This is a genomic window from Peribacillus sp. JNUCC 23 (genome assembly GCF_053653995.1).
On the sequence record NZ_CM132202.1, the window covers coordinates 2,392,181 to 2,408,547 of the forward strand.

General features: G+C 34.9%; 15 protein-coding genes. 5 read left to right on the top strand and 10 right to left on the bottom strand.

Features of this window, described 5'->3' with window-relative positions; genetic code table 11:
• Positions 1 to 56: 56 nt before the first annotated feature.
• The 3 genes from JNUCC23_RS11620 to JNUCC23_RS11630 all read right to left on the bottom strand — a co-directional run bounded on the left by JNUCC23_RS11620 (position 57) and on the right by JNUCC23_RS11630 (position 2,143).
• Positions 57 to 395, bottom strand: coding sequence for a hypothetical protein (locus tag JNUCC23_RS11620; protein WP_454211575.1), 339 nt, complete (start codon positions 393 to 395; stop codon positions 57 to 59).
• Between the two features lie 305 nt (positions 396 to 700).
• Positions 701 to 943, bottom strand: a complete 243-nt coding sequence (locus JNUCC23_RS11625; protein ID WP_062179489.1) for an indolepyruvate ferredoxin oxidoreductase subunit alpha — start codon at positions 941 to 943, stop codon at positions 701 to 703.
• A gap of 894 nt (positions 944 to 1,837) precedes the next feature.
• A complete protein-coding gene (locus JNUCC23_RS11630; RefSeq protein ID WP_454211577.1) occupies positions 1,838 to 2,143 on the bottom strand; it encodes a monooxygenase in 306 nt (101 codons plus the stop codon).
• Positions 2,144 to 2,782: 639 nt separating this feature from the next.
• On the opposite strand from JNUCC23_RS11630, the gene JNUCC23_RS11635 reads away from it, so the two are divergent.
• The 3 genes from JNUCC23_RS11635 to JNUCC23_RS11645 all read left to right on the top strand — a co-directional run bounded on the left by JNUCC23_RS11635 (position 2,783) and on the right by JNUCC23_RS11645 (position 5,707).
• The gene (locus JNUCC23_RS11635; RefSeq protein WP_062179484.1) at positions 2,783 to 3,190 is read left to right on the top strand and encodes a VOC family protein; all 408 of its coding nucleotides are present in this window, start codon (positions 2,783 to 2,785) and stop codon (positions 3,188 to 3,190) included.
• A 354-nt stretch (positions 3,191 to 3,544) separates the two neighbouring features.
• On the top strand, positions 3,545 to 4,672 hold the full coding sequence (locus tag JNUCC23_RS11640) for an MGDG synthase family glycosyltransferase (RefSeq protein WP_454211579.1): 1,128 nt from the start codon (positions 3,545 to 3,547) through the stop codon (positions 4,670 to 4,672).
• A 12-nt stretch (positions 4,673 to 4,684) separates the two neighbouring features.
• Entirely contained in the window at positions 4,685 to 5,707 is a 1,023-nt protein-coding gene (locus JNUCC23_RS11645; RefSeq protein ID WP_454211581.1) for a metal-dependent hydrolase, read from the top strand.
• 243 nt (positions 5,708 to 5,950) lie between these two features.
• Here JNUCC23_RS11645 and JNUCC23_RS11650 read toward each other — a convergent pair whose 3' ends face one another.
• Entirely contained in the window at positions 5,951 to 6,499 is a 549-nt protein-coding gene (locus JNUCC23_RS11650; protein ID WP_403071333.1) for a protein kinase family protein, read from the bottom strand.
• A gap of 621 nt (positions 6,500 to 7,120) precedes the next feature.
• Between JNUCC23_RS11650 and JNUCC23_RS11655 the strand changes: the two genes are divergently transcribed.
• Complete coding sequence (locus JNUCC23_RS11655) at positions 7,121 to 7,729, top strand: DedA family protein (RefSeq protein WP_454211583.1); 609 nt, start codon at positions 7,121 to 7,123, stop codon at positions 7,727 to 7,729.
• 146 nt (positions 7,730 to 7,875) lie between these two features.
• On the opposite strand, the gene JNUCC23_RS11660 is transcribed toward JNUCC23_RS11655, so the two are convergent.
• Positions 7,876 to 8,232 (bottom strand): GIY-YIG nuclease family protein, encoded by a 357-nt coding sequence (locus tag JNUCC23_RS11660; protein WP_062179473.1) that lies wholly within the window; start codon positions 8,230 to 8,232, stop codon positions 7,876 to 7,878.
• Between the two features lie 23 nt (positions 8,233 to 8,255).
• Positions 8,256 to 9,011: a DUF2087 domain-containing protein gene (locus JNUCC23_RS11665; RefSeq protein ID WP_454211585.1), complete on the bottom strand. Its 756-nt coding sequence runs from the start codon at positions 9,009 to 9,011 to the stop codon at positions 8,256 to 8,258.
• 183 nt (positions 9,012 to 9,194) lie between these two features.
• Between JNUCC23_RS11665 and JNUCC23_RS11670 the strand changes: the two genes are divergently transcribed.
• Complete coding sequence (locus JNUCC23_RS11670) at positions 9,195 to 9,536, top strand: hypothetical protein (protein ID WP_454211587.1); 342 nt, start codon at positions 9,195 to 9,197, stop codon at positions 9,534 to 9,536.
• Positions 9,537 to 10,035: 499 nt separating this feature from the next.
• On the opposite strand, the gene rocF is transcribed toward JNUCC23_RS11670, so the two are convergent.
• From rocF to JNUCC23_RS11690, 4 genes are all read right to left on the bottom strand, one after another.
• Positions 10,036 to 10,935 carry an arginase gene (rocF, locus tag JNUCC23_RS11675; protein WP_454211589.1) on the bottom strand — a complete coding sequence of 300 codons (900 nt, stop codon included), beginning with the start codon at positions 10,933 to 10,935 and terminating at the stop codon, positions 10,036 to 10,038.
• A gap of 189 nt (positions 10,936 to 11,124) precedes the next feature.
• Positions 11,125 to 12,321 (bottom strand): ornithine--oxo-acid transaminase, encoded by a 1,197-nt coding sequence (locus tag JNUCC23_RS11680; protein ID WP_454211591.1) that lies wholly within the window; start codon positions 12,319 to 12,321, stop codon positions 11,125 to 11,127.
• Positions 12,322 to 12,813: 492 nt separating this feature from the next.
• Positions 12,814 to 14,541 carry a glycine betaine ABC transporter substrate-binding protein gene (locus JNUCC23_RS11685; RefSeq protein ID WP_454211593.1) on the bottom strand — a complete coding sequence of 576 codons (1,728 nt, stop codon included), beginning with the start codon at positions 14,539 to 14,541 and terminating at the stop codon, positions 12,814 to 12,816.
• 4 nt (positions 14,542 to 14,545) lie between these two features.
• Positions 14,546 to 15,751, bottom strand: coding sequence for a quaternary amine ABC transporter ATP-binding protein (locus tag JNUCC23_RS11690; protein ID WP_049681641.1), 1,206 nt, complete (start codon positions 15,749 to 15,751; stop codon positions 14,546 to 14,548).
• Positions 15,752 to 16,367: the final 616 nt, after the last annotated feature.

Below are 16,367 nucleotides of genomic sequence, written 5' to 3' on the forward strand. Positions count from 1 at the left end.
TAGATATCCCATTTAAAAATATTTTTCAGTAATACAAATAATTCCTACTACTTTACTTATATGACTGAAACATAAGGCTTTTCTTCTTCTTTTTCACATACCTTTTCAATTTTATCAACAAACATCTGAAATACTTTTTTCTTTTCTTCCAGTTCTTTTATGGATTCTTTCAATTGGCTTACTTTTTGTTCAAAGGGCTTATGATAGAGATCGCGTATGTCTCGAATAATTTCATCATTAATAGTAGATTGTACTACTTGTTTAGTAATATTGAATTTATAAGAATAAACTTGAAGTTCACGTTTAACTTCTTCATATTCTTTTTCAATCACATTTAATAATTCACTAATTTCTTTTTTCCACTCGCTTAAAGCATTTTTTATGTGTGACTCCATCTTTCTCCCCCTCGAATATTCACAATATATCCCATAAAAAAACCACTTCTTAAAATATTACCAATGATTTTTTTCAGTTTTATTTCTAGGAAGTTACATAACAAATAAGTTTTATTAAAAAGGGATAACAACTTAATTGAAACTTAAAAAGGATAAGGTATTATTGATATAGACCAAAAATACAAAAAAACTGATCCGAAAAAATATTACTTTTCGAAACAGCTACTTTCTTAATTAATATTTACTATTTGATCTTCAAATTATTGTCAATTTTTCATGATTGGTGTTACGCGAGTATTCACTTATCATGATTTAGTTCCAAAGAATGATTTTGCTTTTTGAATATATTCACTTTCTTCTTCAGGTACATCATCTTCATAAAATATAGCCTTTACAGGGCAAACTGATTCACAAGCACCACAATCAATACATATATCTGGATCAATAAAATATTGATTATCACCTTTTGAAATACAATCTACTGGACATACATCTACACATTCCGCTGCAAGCTCTTTTATGCATGGTGAAGTTATTACAAATGTCATTTTACATTACCTCCAAGATTGAGTATTTGGTTCCGTAAATATGTCTTTGTATCGGAAAATATCGCTTGTACATCAATATAATGTGCTAACATAAATAATTCTAAATTTTTTTCACGGTATCGCGCCATTTAATCTTTAAACCCTTCAATATTATTATTATATAAATCTTACATATATACCCAATACATGCTGTACACCTTTTAATATTTTGGAAGTCCATTATTAAAATTCACAAAGATATATCTCATCGTATAATCAAGATTCTTTGATTGTACGACATATAGTTTTTAAAAAAATAAACAGTAAGTATCATAATGGAATGATGAGGTTATGAAAGGGAATGTATGGTTGAATTAGAGCAGGATCATGGGAGGACTATTTTTGTTCGTTTCACCTCAAAAACGAATTACGTTATAAAGATTTTATAACAGCTTAAATCCTTTGAATTATTAAATTATGAGTGATTTTTATGGGAATTATTATGTAGAAGTGAGTGATATGAACTTGTGGTATTCAAGAGAGAGAAAGCATTTTGAAATCTCCCTGAAGTAACAGTTATGCTTTATTTATGAAATACGACCTTATATTAGTGATAAAGACATAAAAAGAATCTATTGAGTTAATTAAATATGAAATAGATAACGAAATTCTGCCATTTATGCAGAAAACCTTGGTCCGAAGTGCAGGCCAAGGTTTTTAGATAATTATATACCTTTGTGATATGGCTAATCAAAAGCAAATGGGCCAACTCTCACATTGCAATCAAGTATATGAAGGTTGTTTATCAATTCTTAGCTAGATAATTTTGCGAGTGTCCTCTCATCTTATTTAGAGTTCTTTGTATTCACACAAATGGGTTCGGTTACTATCTTCCTTAATTGGTGCCTTAGTTGGTTATTTTAAAGGTGATTGAGTAATCTGAGAAAGCTTGTCATTAATTTCAAAAATTTTCATATTCGCATGTGTGATTCCGAAACCACTCAATCTTTTTGTATGTTTATCTACATATTTTTCAGCATCTTCTTTAGTCTCAAAAATATAAATTCCGCCTGCTTCATTCGAGTGCTGATTCTCTGTCCATATTTTCCAAAGAAAACCTGGTTCTTCATTGATACTTTTAGCTAAATCAGAATAAACATCTGCCATTTCATCCCCATAAGGTCCTTCATGTTTAAAATCAACTTGTAATAAATATGCCATTTTCCAATCTCCTTTTTATATGAAAGTCACTAAAAATACTCATTTCCAAAAATGGGCTTTCCAATTTAAGCAAAGGTTAAATGATGTATTATTAAACCATCAAAATCCCCATTAATGTTAATTTTTGAAAACATCATGTTTATATACTTAGTATACTACGTATAAAAAATATATCAAATATAATATATTGTTCGAAATTACTTATTTCTCATTCAATTACAAAAGCAAATCTTCTGTTACTAGGAATATTCAAAAGGAGATTTTACTCTTGCACACCAATGCCTATCCTCTCAATGTCATTGATCTTTGTAAATTCTAAAGCATTAATTAATAATGGTTTACTAACTATCTGAAGGAACAATATAAAGTGAAGCTTCAATCGGTTGGTGTTTTACTACACGTTAATGCAAGATGCACTGCGTGAACGTGCATTCTGGTGCTTCTGTTATTGTAGTTGTTATAATGGTATTATGCAGGGAAAAATGTACAGGTGAAGGTGCTATTTTTCCAGGAAGTCTAACTTTGGGAATTGAATTTACTTTTAAAAGCAAAAAGCATTAGTGTTTTTAAGATGACGCTGGTGTAAAAGATTCGTTATTGAACGAATACGTAAAAATTCAAAAATAAGGAGCGGTCATTATGAAACAGATAACGCCATATCTTAACTTTAGCGGAAATGCTAGAGAAGCATTAGATTATTATAAAGAGATTTTTGAGGGTGAAATCTTAGGTATTCAAACCTATGCTGAAGCAGACTTCCCAACGCCACCAGAAGCTGATGATCGCATTATTCATGCTCAATTTAAAAAAGATGATTTATTTTTCATGGTTTCGGATACATTTCCCGGTAATTCAGTTGAAATCGGAAATCACATTTCATTGACAATTGAGTTAGAGAATGAAGCAGAAATTCAAAAAATTTATGAACGACTAATACAAAAAGGTACTGTCATTATGGAGCTACAAGACACTTTCTGGGGAGCGAAATTTGCAAAAGTAAAAGACTCATTCGGTATGATTTGGGATCTTAATTATACCCAATCTTAAGTAAAGTTTACTTCCACGAAAGTGTTGTCTAGGATAGTCCACTGTTGATTTGAAAGTGAGTTCACATAAAAAACATTTAAATATCTAGCCCCTATGCAAGAAATACAAACTCATATTTACATGAGTTTGTATTTCTTGTTCTACCCATTATGGGACATCCTTTACAATCAAAAATCAATTCGAATGAAGAACTAAATCCATATTTTACGGATTTAGCAACAAAGTTCTATTGATCCGTAACTTCCACATTAATCTAATCAAATATTTTCATTTCCTTTACAAAACCTACTTGTCCCTTCATATTTCCTTAAAAAAGCCATGTTATTCTAAAAAAAACAAGAGGGGGTTTTAGTTTTGCGACATCCTTCCGCTTTGATCCTTACAGCCCATTATGGGAATGGCCATCTTCAGGCTGCTAATGTCATTGCAAGAGAACTTAAACAAAAAGGATTCGATCCTATTGTATCTGATTTATTCGGTGAGTCTTATCCTGCATTCTCTACATTTACTCAATCCTTACTTGTCAAAAGTGTTTCTTATAGACCCTCTTTTTACAAATGGTTTTATTATGGGACGAAAAAAGTAAATTCTAAAGGACTCTCTCAATTTTCTCGATATTTAGGTCGAAAAAGGTTGCAAGAACTTATTAACGAACATCGTCCCTATTTTATTATTACTACTTTCCCTCTTCATGCGGCACCTTTTCTTAGCAAAAGAGCTGGATTTCTCATTCCAACTTACACGATCATAACGGACTATTGCATTCATCCTTATTGGATAAATCCATTAATTGATCATTACTTTGTAGCTTCCGAATCGGTTAAAAGCACTTTATTAAATCAAAACATTCAGGAAAAATGTATTACAGTAAGCGGGATACCCATTCGTCCAGAATTTGAAATGTTTTTTGATAAGAGAGTTTTCTACCAAAAATACCATCTCAACCAGAATAAAAAAGTAATTACGGTGCTTGCAGGAGCCCTAGGCGTTTTAAAAAACGTAAAAGAACTTTGCCAGCTTCTAGTGTGTAATCCTTCCTATCATATTGTGGCAATTTGCGGAAAGAACAAGAGTTTGTACGAAAAGCTTCTGCCGCTTGCTCTTCGGTTTCCCGAGTCTTTTCGTTTATTCGGATATGAAGAAAAGGTCCATGAGCTTATGGCAATATCTGATTGCCTTATTACAAAACCAGGAGGTATAACCCTTACTGAAGCCACAGCATTGCAAATTCCTTTAATTCTTTATAATCCTGTGCCCGGACAAGAAGGGGAAAACGCTCGGCATTTTGAGGAAAATGGTGCGGCTCTTGTTTCCCATACTATATTGGAAACGGTTAAGCAAGTACATGAGTTATCAAGTAATGAAGAATTGGCGAGAGGGATGAAAAAGGCACTACATATAATTCATAAGTCACAATCTTCCACACTTATCACCGATTTTGCTATCAATCAGATCGAACAGCAAAATTTAATACTTCGCTGAGGAGGTATGAAAATGGATACAACTTCACATATTATCATTGGCTTAGGCTTAGGAGCTCTCTCACATATTGATCCAATGGTGGCTGACAATCCAACGTTATCATACGCAATTCTTATTGGTACAGTGATCGGTTCAAACGCGCCTGATTTTGATTATGTTTATAAATTAAAAGGAAATAGCAGCTATTATCGCCATCATAGAGGGTGGTCGCATTCACTACTAGCACTACCACTTTGGGGACTCGCCGTTTCTGGATCTATATATTTCTTTTTTTCAGAAGTATCCTTTTCACATTTGTTTTTATGGACGTTTCTCTCTGTGATTTTACATGTCTTTTTAGATTTATTTAATGTGTATGGAACTCAAGCTATCCGTCCGTTTTCCATAAAATGGATTTCTTTTGATTCGATACCGTTAGTAGATCCGTATATTTTATACCTTCATATTACTGGATTTTTACTTCTTCCTTTTTATGAAGCAGGAAGAGTTTTTATCATCATATACATGCTGATGTTTTTATATCTATTTCTTCGCACGGTCTATGCCAGCTGCACCAAAAGATATTTGCAAGATCACTTTCAAAATGCAATTCGCATTAAACTCATGCCAAGAGCAAGGATCCTTTATTGGGACTTGTTAATAGAAACAGAGGATGATTTTTTATTCGGTGAATATTCCAGAAAAAGTCTTGTTATTGAACATACACTACAGAAAAAACAGATAGACTCTGAATTGATTTTGGAAAGCATGAATGACAGTCTCGTATCAGATTTTCTTTCGAGCACGAATTTCGCCTATCCCTTTATCCAGAAAAAGAAAAACGGAACCTTTGTTTATTGGAAAGATCTCCGTTTTCGCAACAATAAATTTTTTCCTTATCTAGCTGTTGTGTTTATTTCCACTGAATTAAAATGCAAGGATTCCTATACGGGGTGGGTTTATTCTTTGAAAAAATATAAAAAGGTTTTGAGGAAATTAGAGAGTGCTTCAACTTCTTCTTGTGATGGAAAAAAGAAATCCTACTTAGAGGGGTGACTGCTGAATAAGTGACTTTTTAGAAAAACTAAAGATGTGTAGAAGGAAAAATGAACCTTAGAAACGATTCTAAAGGCTCATTTTTTTAGTTTATATGTCATTTTTAGAGATCATTTAGGGTGTCATCTATTGACAGCCGGTCTCTTCAAGTTATGAAAGTTAAGTAAAGCTGCTTGATGCTTCCCTCCTATAAGCGGATATCATGTACTTGCTAAAAAGCAGTACTGTTGAAAAAATTCATTGTTATAATAATAGTTTTTTATAAAGACCAGCAATAGTGTTCAAAATGAATTCTGGGATTTTCTTTGGAAAATAACGTTTTTTGTAAAAGCGGTGGAACGCTCTTTTTAAGTCTCCCCACTGCCTGCATGTTTTATTTTGTCTAAATCGAGCTACGTCGATTATTTTGATTTCTTTATCCGATGTGAGAAAGATGTTTCGCAAATGTATATCAGATGGATTCAACCCTTCTTGTCTAGCTAATCGCAAAGCAAGGTCAACTTCTTTTACATGATCTTCAGAAATGGATATACCCTTTGTTAAACATTCAAAAAACGTTTCCCCTTCTATATAATCAATGACTAAGTAATTGGAACCAGCTTCAGTTAAAGATGGAAAGTAAGGAATATGTTGAATTTTTCTGTATATATTGGCCTCTTCCATAGCGATGTGTACGTAATTAGGATAAAATATCTTTATTGCTTTATTTGATTGTTGTATTCTGAATACGTATGCACTTTTCCCCTTTCCAATTAACGTTAATGTTTGATCATAATCGAGGAGTACTTGCATCTTTTTAGCAGATTTTATTTGAACACTGGCGGCAAGTTCATTATATTGAATAAAAGACAGCTCCTTTCCATCGCTAGTTTCTAAGAATATTCAAAAAGACGCTATAACCGATTACCTAGTTACAACGTCCGAAAAATTCGGTAAGGTCTCTCAGCAACTCATGTAAGCTATCAATAAATTCGGGATTAAAATCCTTTATTGCAACCACTACTCCCCTTATTTATATGGAAGTAAAATAGACTTTGTATTATTTTCTTATCGTAATATCTTCTATTTGCTACGTCAAATAGAACGTTCTTTTTAGCATATCTATTTATTTTTTACAGAGAATAATAAACGAGGCTGCCAAAATATATTTTGGACAGCCTCGTTTTTCTACTTGTAGATGTTGTTCAAAGATCCGGAAAACATTCCTCAAAAAGAAGAATTTTTTTATAACAGCCATTATTACCCCAATCGGATTTAGTGTGACCATTTAACTAATTGTTTACAAGTCAAAAACGGAATGTAATACTAAAGCAGGACTGTCTATTGTTTGATGATGAAATTTATCATTTTTAGAATGTATTCGATAGCTGATTTGTAACAATTCCTTATTATCAATACTAGGTGGGTGAATCCATGATGCAGCATTTGATGTATCTTCTAGGACATTTTGGGTACTTGGGTATCATAATAGCTTTAATGGGAGGGATAATAGGACTTCCAATACCAGATGAGGTTCTTTTAACATATATAGGTTATTTAGTTTTTAACGATCAATTGTCTTACATTGCTACTTTGGTAAGTGCAGTTACAGGTGCAATCGGTGGGATTTCGATTAGTTATCTATTAGGGATTAAATTGGGTTTGCCGTTTTTAAGAAGATACGGACCTAAATTTCATTTTACAGAAAAAAGGATTAATAAAACGAAGTTATTATTTTTGAAATACGGACCTTTTCTCCTATTTATCGGCTATTTTATTCCCGGAGTCCGTCACGTTACCGCTTATCTGGCTGGTATAAACGGCCTTTCCTACAAAAAATTTGCTGTGTATGCCTATACTGGAGCCATTGTATGGTGTTTTACCTTTATTACTTTAGGGACAAAGCTCGGAAAGGAATGGAAAAAGGTTGAATTCTTTCTAGCAAAATATAGCATTTACGTTATTATACTTATTGTCGTTCTTAGTTTAATTCTTACATATGCATATCGGAAGAAGTACAAAAATAATGAAAAAGTTGTATAATCGCAATTAAATTACTTGAAATCTTGTATTTTGCTTGTGCTTTATAAGGGGATACCCTAAAAAGTGTAGTAAAGTAAAGGTTTGATAATTAAATGAGTAAATGAAGCTGTTTGTTACAAACAGCTTCATTTGAAAGTTGTACTTTATTAACAAGATTTCTTGGAGTTATATCCTCGTTCTCCATACGGTTGAAGATGTTCTAACCATTTATTCTCTAATTCTAACAATGCTTCTTTTTCGTTAAAATATGGGTCGTCTTTCTTTTTGAGTGTTTCTAATATGTCAATACTGAAAGCGGAGTTTCCAAATTGCGTCCATTCTTCTTGAAGCACTTTGTTATTATGTGTACCTGTTTCCAGAGTGAATTTTACCCCATTTAACGTTTTAAAATTTCTAGTACTTCCGATAAAAATCTTTTCATTTTTACTATTTTTAATTTGATAAATGCCAGCTTCGATTGGTGTTTCTTTATATAGCTGCTTTAGTTCCTTTTTACGATCCATTTGTATTCACTCGCATTCTTTCGTTATTTTTTTAGCCAATATTGGCTTCCATCTGACTTTCGATCTAAAAAGCCGTATTCGATTAAATATCTTCTGATGATGACATAATCATCATAAATTTCATTTAAAAGCTGATTCATTTCTTTTTCAGTATAGATCACATTACTTTCGAATCGTTTTGTGATTTCCCGAAGAACAATCAGTCGTTGTTTTTCTTTCGGCGGAAATTTCTTTAAACGTCCACTTATCCCTTCAGGTAAAAACTTCTTAATGGTTTCTTGTTGTTCCTTTTCCGTAACAGCGTATCGATCATCGACCATTTTGGCTGTTTTATGTGGTGGGATAAAGGCAGGAGCACATTGATCTTTTTCTTTTAGTAATTCCATGATTGCTAAAAAGGTCTTTGCTTGACGTTCCTTCTCTTTCAACGCAAAACGGTGATGCCTAATCGTAGAGGTACTTCCAATACCCATCTCACCTTGAACCTCTTTATCACTTTTTCCCTGATAAAATAGATGAAGGAGATGATTCTGATGGTCTGTAAGACCTGTCAGTTTCTTATCGAGCCCGGTTAAGTATTTAAATACTGATTGGTGGGTACTTTCGATATGAATACGCATATACCTTTTTGCTTCATAAAGAATACCCTCGTGAGGGTAAATAATCCCTTTTTCAATATTCTCACCGCATAACAGGCATATGTAAGAATCAGACTCTTGAATATACCCCCGTTTAAGTTCTTCTAATGACGCGTTCCAAAAATAATCTGAAATATCCATGATTTAAACACACCCAATCGAATTTCGGTTATTTGTAAACATATTTAAAATATGTTTACCCTTCAACAAACATAATAATATAAAGTTTGCGTAGAATCAATAAGTTTTTCTCGGATAGGATTATTATCACTCTTTATTGGTAAAAACATATTTTATAGAGAATTAGAAAAAAGGAGGCCCTTTATGAATACTGAATTAATAAATCATATGGATGCAAATGACTTGAGAAGACCGTTTGGGTTTGGAGGTTTTGGACACGGGTTTGGAGGTTTTGGACACGGATTTGGTGGATTTGGAAGATTTAGAAGGCCGTTTGGGTTTGGATTCGGTAGACCTTTCGGCTTTGGATTCGGAGCTCCTTTTCTCGGAGGATTGGTTGCTGGTTCCTTATTAAGCGGCCCTTATTACGGTGGGTACGGCTATCCGTATGATGGTGGGTACGGCTATCCGTATGATGGTGGGTACGGCTATCCGTATGATGGTGGGTATCAATACTATGGCAATCCGAACTACCCATATTATTAATCAAATGAGAGCTGTAAGATATGTATCCAATGATCATTAGAAAATACTGATTGTTTGACTATATTTAAATAATAAAGAGGCTGACTCACGAATCAGCCTCTTATGTTTGCAATGAAATCCGGGATCACACGGTTCAACATTAGGTTATCAAATTAGTAAATGCGCAGATTTGTCAATTGATTAGAACAGTATCTTACATAAGAATAACGATTAAGGAACAGGTCGGTGATTTACTATTAAAAATGTTTGTTATACGATTTTATCATAAGCTCGATATGCGACGATTACCATAATTATAGTACCTATAAGGTATAATACAGTACCTCCCAATGTAAAAAGCCTTCCGATCAATGTTTCTTTTGCTTTTAAAAATTGGCCATTATTCATCATGGCGATCCCTGTTGATGCCTATCTCCAATCTATGCAGCATAGAAAATTAGGTTCTATAATTATTTTTTAAGAATGTATGATGAAAAAACGTCGTTCGCTTATTTTTACTTTATAGAAGCTTCTCACCAAATAACGAACCCATCAATGCTACAGCAGTAACCGCAGTTTTATTCTTCTCATCTAAAATTGGATTGACTTCGACGAATTCTGCTGACGTTATGATGCTTGCTTCCGCCAACATTTCCATAGCTAAATGGCTTTCCCTATAAGAAATGCCTCCCATAACTGGTGTTCCGACTCCAGGGGCATCGGTTGGGTCAAGACCATCTAAATCTAGTGAAAGATGAACATGATTTGTTCGACCTCTAAAGTGTTCAATTGTTTCTTCAATCACTTTTGTCATGCCGATTCGATCTATCTCATGCATCGTATACACCTTGATCCCCTTTTCTGTTATTAACTCTTTTTCCCCTTCATCCAATGCGCGAGCACCGATAATCACAACGTTTTCAGGCTTGATTTTAGGCGCGTACCCTCCAAGATGTGTTAGTGCAGGATGTCCAAATCCTAGACTCGCAGCTAGCGGCATTCCGTGAATATTACCTGAAGGTGATGTTTCGGCCGTATTCAAGTCGCCATGTGCGTCATACCAGATGACGCCAAGATTTTCATAATGTTTAGAGACACCAGCAAGCGTTCCAATTGCAATACTATGATCGCCGCCAAATACTAATGGAAAAGATCCATTTTCAATTGCTTTATGTACCTCTTTGGCTAAAAGTTCATTCTTTTCGGCTATTAATTCTAGGTTTCGTAGTTTTGAATCTTGATCAATGCTCATTTCAGGTCGGCCGATATGAATATCTCCAGTATCATGGACTTCGTAATTCAAACCACTAAGCCTCTCTACCACGCCAGCATAACGAATGGCACTTGGCCCCATATCTACTCCCCGTCTCATTTGTCCCAAATCCATCGGCATCCCAATAATCGTAATTTTTTTATTCATCTTAATTCTCCTTATCAAACAAGCTTAGTCATAAAGACCATCATAATCGTTCGTAATAGAAAGAAATGGGGGAGAAATTAATATATGCATTCTCCCCCATTTCTTTAGGGTTATATTGAATGGGAATGGTACTTCATTGATTAGTAAATTATTCGATTTTACTCTAGTTTAATCCTTCTTGAAAACCAATTATTTTGAAAGAACACTTTGGATTTTGGCAATAGCCCAATCAAGCTCTTCTTGTGAAATCACTAAAGGAGGAGCAAATCGTATAACTGTATCATGTGTTTCTTTGCATAATAGTCCCGATTCCATCAACTTTTCACAAAAAGGACGTGCAGATTCCGTTAACTCAAGTCCAATGAATAAACCTTTACCGCGCACTTCGTTAATGATTGGATTTTCAATTTCTTGGAGTTTTTCTTTAAAATATATTCCTAACTCCAATGAACGCTCAGATAGTTTTTCTTCTTCTAAGACTTCAAGTGAAGCTATTGAAACAGCGCATGCAAGTGGATTTCCTCCAAATGTTGAACCGTGTGATCCCGGATTGAATACGCCGAGAATATTTTTATTTGCCGCTACACATGAAATCGGGCATACGCCTCCTCCTAGTGCTTTTCCTAAAATATACATATCGGGGGTAACATTTTCCCAATCACACGCAAACATCTTCCCAGTCCGGCCAAGACCAGATTGGATTTCATCTGCGACAAATAATACCTCATTTCTATTACAAACTTTGCCAACTTCCTGTAAATAACCATCTGGTGGGATGATAATACCCGCTTCACCTTGGATTGGTTCAACGATAAAAGCTGCTGTTTGCGGGGTGATTGCTGCCTTTAGTGCCTCGATATCTCCGTATGGAATCAGTTTAATTCCCTGTAGTAAAGGGCCGAATCCTCTTTTGTATTCTGACTCTGAAGAAAGCGAAACAGCTGTCATTGTCCTTCCATGGAAATTTCCGATACAAGCAATAATTTCTGCTTGGTTTTCTGCAACTCCCTTCACATCATAAGCCCAGCGTCTTGCTGCTTTAATTGCTGTTTCCACTGCCTCAGCACCCGTGTTCATTGGTAAAATCATATCTTTTCCAGTTAATTTTGCGACTTTTTCATAAAACGGTGCAAGCTGATCATTATGAAAGGCTCGTGATGTTAAAGTTAATTTATCTGCTTGTTTTTTTAGCGCTTGAATAATCTTAGGATGTCTGTGCCCTTGATTCACCGCCGAATAAGCACTCAACATATCCATGTAACGCTTACCTTCTGGATCATTTACCCATACTCCTTGTGCATATGAAATCACAATTGGCAGCGGATAATAATTATTGGCACCATATTCAGAAGTTTTTTGAATTATTTCTTCTGATTTCGAATTCATTTCTTCATTCCCCCTTATAAAATTGCTTCTAGTTAATGTTTATACAAGATATTGGCTCAACTTTAGCACTTTCTTTATTTTTTATTTGCTGAAAACTGTCACATGTCATGTCTTATTTATATAGTAATTAACATAGGAAATTTCATTACGAAAAGGTGAAAAAATGACATTTATATTTATGTACGTAGCGATAAATATTAGCGGATTGGAATAATGTTCTTAAATATAAAATTATTTATTTTTTTCTATTTAGGGATTAAGGATATAGAATATATTCTATCGAGTTAGTTATTGAAATATATCATTTCTTAGAATAAGTTAAAATCCGTATTAATGAAGGGTTTCTCCTCTTTGTTCCTTCTTAATCTGATTTACAAAAAAAAGAGTCAGACCACGTTCTCCATACACAGCGCTTGTGGTACTAACTCCCAATTTGAGCTGTATATTTTGATTGCGGGTCTGACTCTTACCTTATTAGATATTTTGATCTTTTTATTTTAATTCTTCTATAGAATTAATATCGACATATTTTGGTACAACTAAGCCCGTCTTCGTTCCTTTAAGGTTGGGTCCTAGGTCAACGAAATTATTTTTATAAGTATTATAATATTCGAGATGGGTACTTGGTAGCCACGCACTAACCGTTGCATCGGCACTGCCATTGGCAATACCAGCAAACATTGGTCCCACTTCAACTTGACTTAGTGTAACCTTGTAGCCATTTTGCTCAAGAACTTTGCCAATCACATTTGTACTGGCTATTTCTGTGTCCCAGGCAACATAGACAAGTTTGATACTTTCACTATTTCCTGTTTGAGCACCTTTTGTCCATTCAGCTACTTTATCTTGATTCGCATTGATCCATTTTTCAGCAGCTTTAGATGGGTCCATACCTCCAGTAACATCAACCATCACCTCTTCCATATCACTTGTTTTCCAAACGAATTGATCGAGAATGGTATAAGCGCCCGGTGCATCTTGTTGGAGTCCTTTTCTAACGATTGTATTAATGTTTTCGGCCCCACCATAAGAATTATTGGGGTCTTCGAGATATTTCAAATCGTATGTTGAGAACATCCAATGTGGTGACCATCCAGTAACAATGATTGGTTCTTTCTTATTATAGGCTTTCTTCAATTCTGCAACCATTGCCGCCGATGACCCTTCAACAAGTTGCCAATCATCCAATCCGTATTTTTCTATTGCATCCCTAGACTGATTCATTATTCCAGCCCCAGGTTCAATACCAATAATTTTATAATTCGTTTGCCCACCAATACTGTTTGGATCTCCTTTTACAGCATTTTCCTTTGTAAAGGTGCCAAATAATGCTGCGATTACCACAAGTACAGCTAAAATTAATATGACAATTTTTCGGCTAATAATATGCTCAAACGCTGGTTTACGCAAGTTCTGCGTAATACGATCGAGAATAATTGCAATGAAGACTATGGATAATCCAGCTTCAAAACCTTGCCCTACATTTATTTGACTTACAGCTCTGTAAACATCTGCTCCAAGTCCAGGTGCTCCAACTAATGAAGCAGTAACAACCATTGATAGAGCAAGCATGATACTTTGGTTAACCCCTGCTAAAATCGTTGGAGTTGCCAATGGTAATTGGACCTTAAATAATTTTTGACTACTAGTCGAACCAAATGCATCCGATGCTTCTATTAGATCTTTAGGCACTTCTTGAATTCCAAGATTGGTCATGCGGATTGTCGGTGCAATCGCGAAAATGAACGAAGCGATAATCCCGGGCACGACGCCAATTCCAAAAAATAAGATGGATGGAATTAAATAAACAAATGCAGGCATTGTTTGCATAAAATCTAAAATGGGTGTAATAATTTTTCTCACTGTATTACTTTGCGCACACCATATTCCGATTGGTATCCCAATCAGTATGGTGAGAAATCCTGATAATATTACGATTGCAAGTGTTTGAATACTTGATTCCCAATAACCAAGGTTATCAATCAATAGTAAGCTAATTAACGTAAAGATTCCTAAAGGCCATCTACTTGTATATGCAACCAAAAGGGTAAAGACAATAATTAATACGATAGAAGGTCCTACACTCATTACATTCACTAGGAAATTTAATAGCCCCTCAATCGCACTGGTTATAAGAGAAAATAATCCAGCAAATGCAATCGTTATCCAATCCACTAGAGAATCTACCCAAGCTCCTAGGGGAATTTTCGGCATATTCATTTAATCAATCACTCTCCATCTCGTTCAAAGAATCTTTATTACCCGCTAAAGCACCTATTACAGCTCCACGAATAATAATCCCTTTAATTCTATTCTCTGCATCTATGACCGATATCGGTAGACTTGAGGTTGCCATCACGTCCATAAGATCTACAAGTAATGAATCTTCTGTAACGGTTGGGATATCAGTTGTCATCACTTCAGAAATGGATTGATTCTGATCAATTGCCTGACGTGCTTCTTCGGCAGTCAACGCCCCTAATAGCTTCTGCTTACGGTCCACAACAAATATGCTGGAATATCCTTGTTTTCGCATAATTTCCAGTGCAACCCTTGGTCCGCGGTCTACACCGATTTTCTCTGGACGTTTCATAACATGTGATGCCGTTAATACTTTGGATAAGTCCACATCTTCAACAAATTTTTCAACAAATTCATTTGCAGGATTCATCATTATTTGTTCAGGTGTACCGAGTTGAATGACACTGCCATCTTTCATCAAGGCAATTCTGTCACCTATTCTTAACGCTTCATCAAGGTCATGAGTAATAAATATAATCGTTTTTTTGTATTGTTCTTGTATTTCGAGTAATTCATCTTGCATGTCTTTACGAATTAATGGATCGAGTGCACTAAAAGCTTCATCCATCAATAAAACATCTGTGTCACTAGCTAGTGCCCGTGCAAGACCTACCCTTTGTTGCATTCCACCACTAAGCTGTGATGGAAGCTGATTTTCATACCCTTTTAAGCCAACGACTTCAAGCGCATTCATCGCCTTTTCTTTACGAACATTGGGATCTACTTTTTGAATTTCGAGCCCATATTCGGTGTTTTCCAAAATCGTTTTATGAGGAAATAGTGCAAAATTTTGAAAGACCATGCTTATTTTCTTTTGCCTTACTTCTCTTAATCGATTTGCATTCATCTTCACAATATCTTCATTTTCAATCAAGATTTCTCCAATTGTTGGATCAATCAATCGATTAAACATGCGAATTAGAGTGGATTTCCCACTTCCTGATAACCCCATAATAACGAAAATTTCACCGGGGTAAATTTCGAAATTAATATTATTAACCCCGACAGTTTGACCTGTTTCTTTCAAAATTTCCTTTTTTGATTTGCCTTGCTTCAATAAATCAATGGCTGCTTTTGGAGATTTGCCGAATATTTTCGAGACATTCCTGACTTCTACATACGGATTCATCAAGTCACCTCATTCTAATAGTTGCCCATATCGTATTCAGTTTTGCCGAATTTTTCTCGTTTTATGATGATTAATCATAAAACGTGCAAGCGCCTATATGAAACTTCGACTAGGAATTGCTACATCCATTCAGACGTCGAAGTCAGCACACTCGAGATAATAGAAGAAGCGCTAAGTGCCACCTCCTTATGTCTCCTTCGTTCTGACCCACATGCTTCGATTAATATTTCGACTAAGGAATACCGCGTCTTTGAGAATGACGAACTCAGGTGATCCTGTGCTTGCCGTCAAGGCTTTGCTTGACGCGACTCGAGAGGTCAGCTGCTTGCGCTAGACACCAAAATTGAAAAAAAGATTCCCGTAAGCAATTTTTGCTTTAAGTAAGTTTGTGATTAAATGAGCATTTCGAGTAGGGAAAAGAGGTACAATCACAATTGAGGAAACTAGCAGATACAGCATACATCAACTGATATATAATGGTTATTTTTACTCCCTAGGTTTGAGTTAGTCCATAATTTACTAATTGTGTAACCCGGAAGTACTTGTTTACCTTAACAAAAAGTGAATAAAGATTCAAACGAAGAGGGTCGGAAATTAAAAAATACTTATATTTTTG

What these genes read in the sequence shown, in the direction of transcription:
- JNUCC23_RS11680 (WP_454211591.1), bottom strand. Translation starts at nt 12,321, where the DNA reads ATGAATTCGAAATCAGAAGAAATAATTCAAAAAACTTCTGAATATGGT.
- JNUCC23_RS11670 (WP_454211587.1), top strand. Translation starts at nt 9,195, where the DNA reads ATGAATACTGAATTAATAAATCATATGGATGCAAATGACTTGAGAAGA.
- JNUCC23_RS11655 (WP_454211583.1), top strand. Translation starts at nt 7,121, where the DNA reads ATGATGCAGCATTTGATGTATCTTCTAGGACATTTTGGGTACTTGGGT.
- rocF (WP_454211589.1), bottom strand. Translation starts at nt 10,935, where the DNA reads ATGAATAAAAAAATTACGATTATTGGGATGCCGATGGATTTGGGACAA.
- JNUCC23_RS11625 (WP_062179489.1), bottom strand. Translation starts at nt 943, where the DNA reads ATGACATTTGTAATAACTTCACCATGCATAAAAGAGCTTGCAGCGGAA.
- JNUCC23_RS11690 (WP_049681641.1), bottom strand. Translation starts at nt 15,751, where the DNA reads ATGAATCCGTATGTAGAAGTCAGGAATGTCTCGAAAATATTCGGCAAA.
- JNUCC23_RS11630 (WP_454211577.1), bottom strand. Translation starts at nt 2,143, where the DNA reads ATGGCATATTTATTACAAGTTGATTTTAAACATGAAGGACCTTATGGG.
- JNUCC23_RS11645 (WP_454211581.1), top strand. Translation starts at nt 4,685, where the DNA reads ATGGATACAACTTCACATATTATCATTGGCTTAGGCTTAGGAGCTCTC.
- JNUCC23_RS11660 (WP_062179473.1), bottom strand. Translation starts at nt 8,232, where the DNA reads ATGGATCGTAAAAAGGAACTAAAGCAGCTATATAAAGAAACACCAATC.
- JNUCC23_RS11620 (WP_454211575.1), bottom strand. Translation starts at nt 395, where the DNA reads ATGGAGTCACACATAAAAAATGCTTTAAGCGAGTGGAAAAAAGAAATT.
- JNUCC23_RS11665 (WP_454211585.1), bottom strand. Translation starts at nt 9,011, where the DNA reads ATGGATATTTCAGATTATTTTTGGAACGCGTCATTAGAAGAACTTAAA.
- JNUCC23_RS11650 (WP_403071333.1), bottom strand. Translation starts at nt 6,499, where the DNA reads ATGCAAGTACTCCTCGATTATGATCAAACATTAACGTTAATTGGAAAG.
- JNUCC23_RS11685 (WP_454211593.1), bottom strand. Translation starts at nt 14,541, where the DNA reads ATGAATATGCCGAAAATTCCCCTAGGAGCTTGGGTAGATTCTCTAGTG.
- JNUCC23_RS11635 (WP_062179484.1), top strand. Translation starts at nt 2,783, where the DNA reads ATGAAACAGATAACGCCATATCTTAACTTTAGCGGAAATGCTAGAGAA.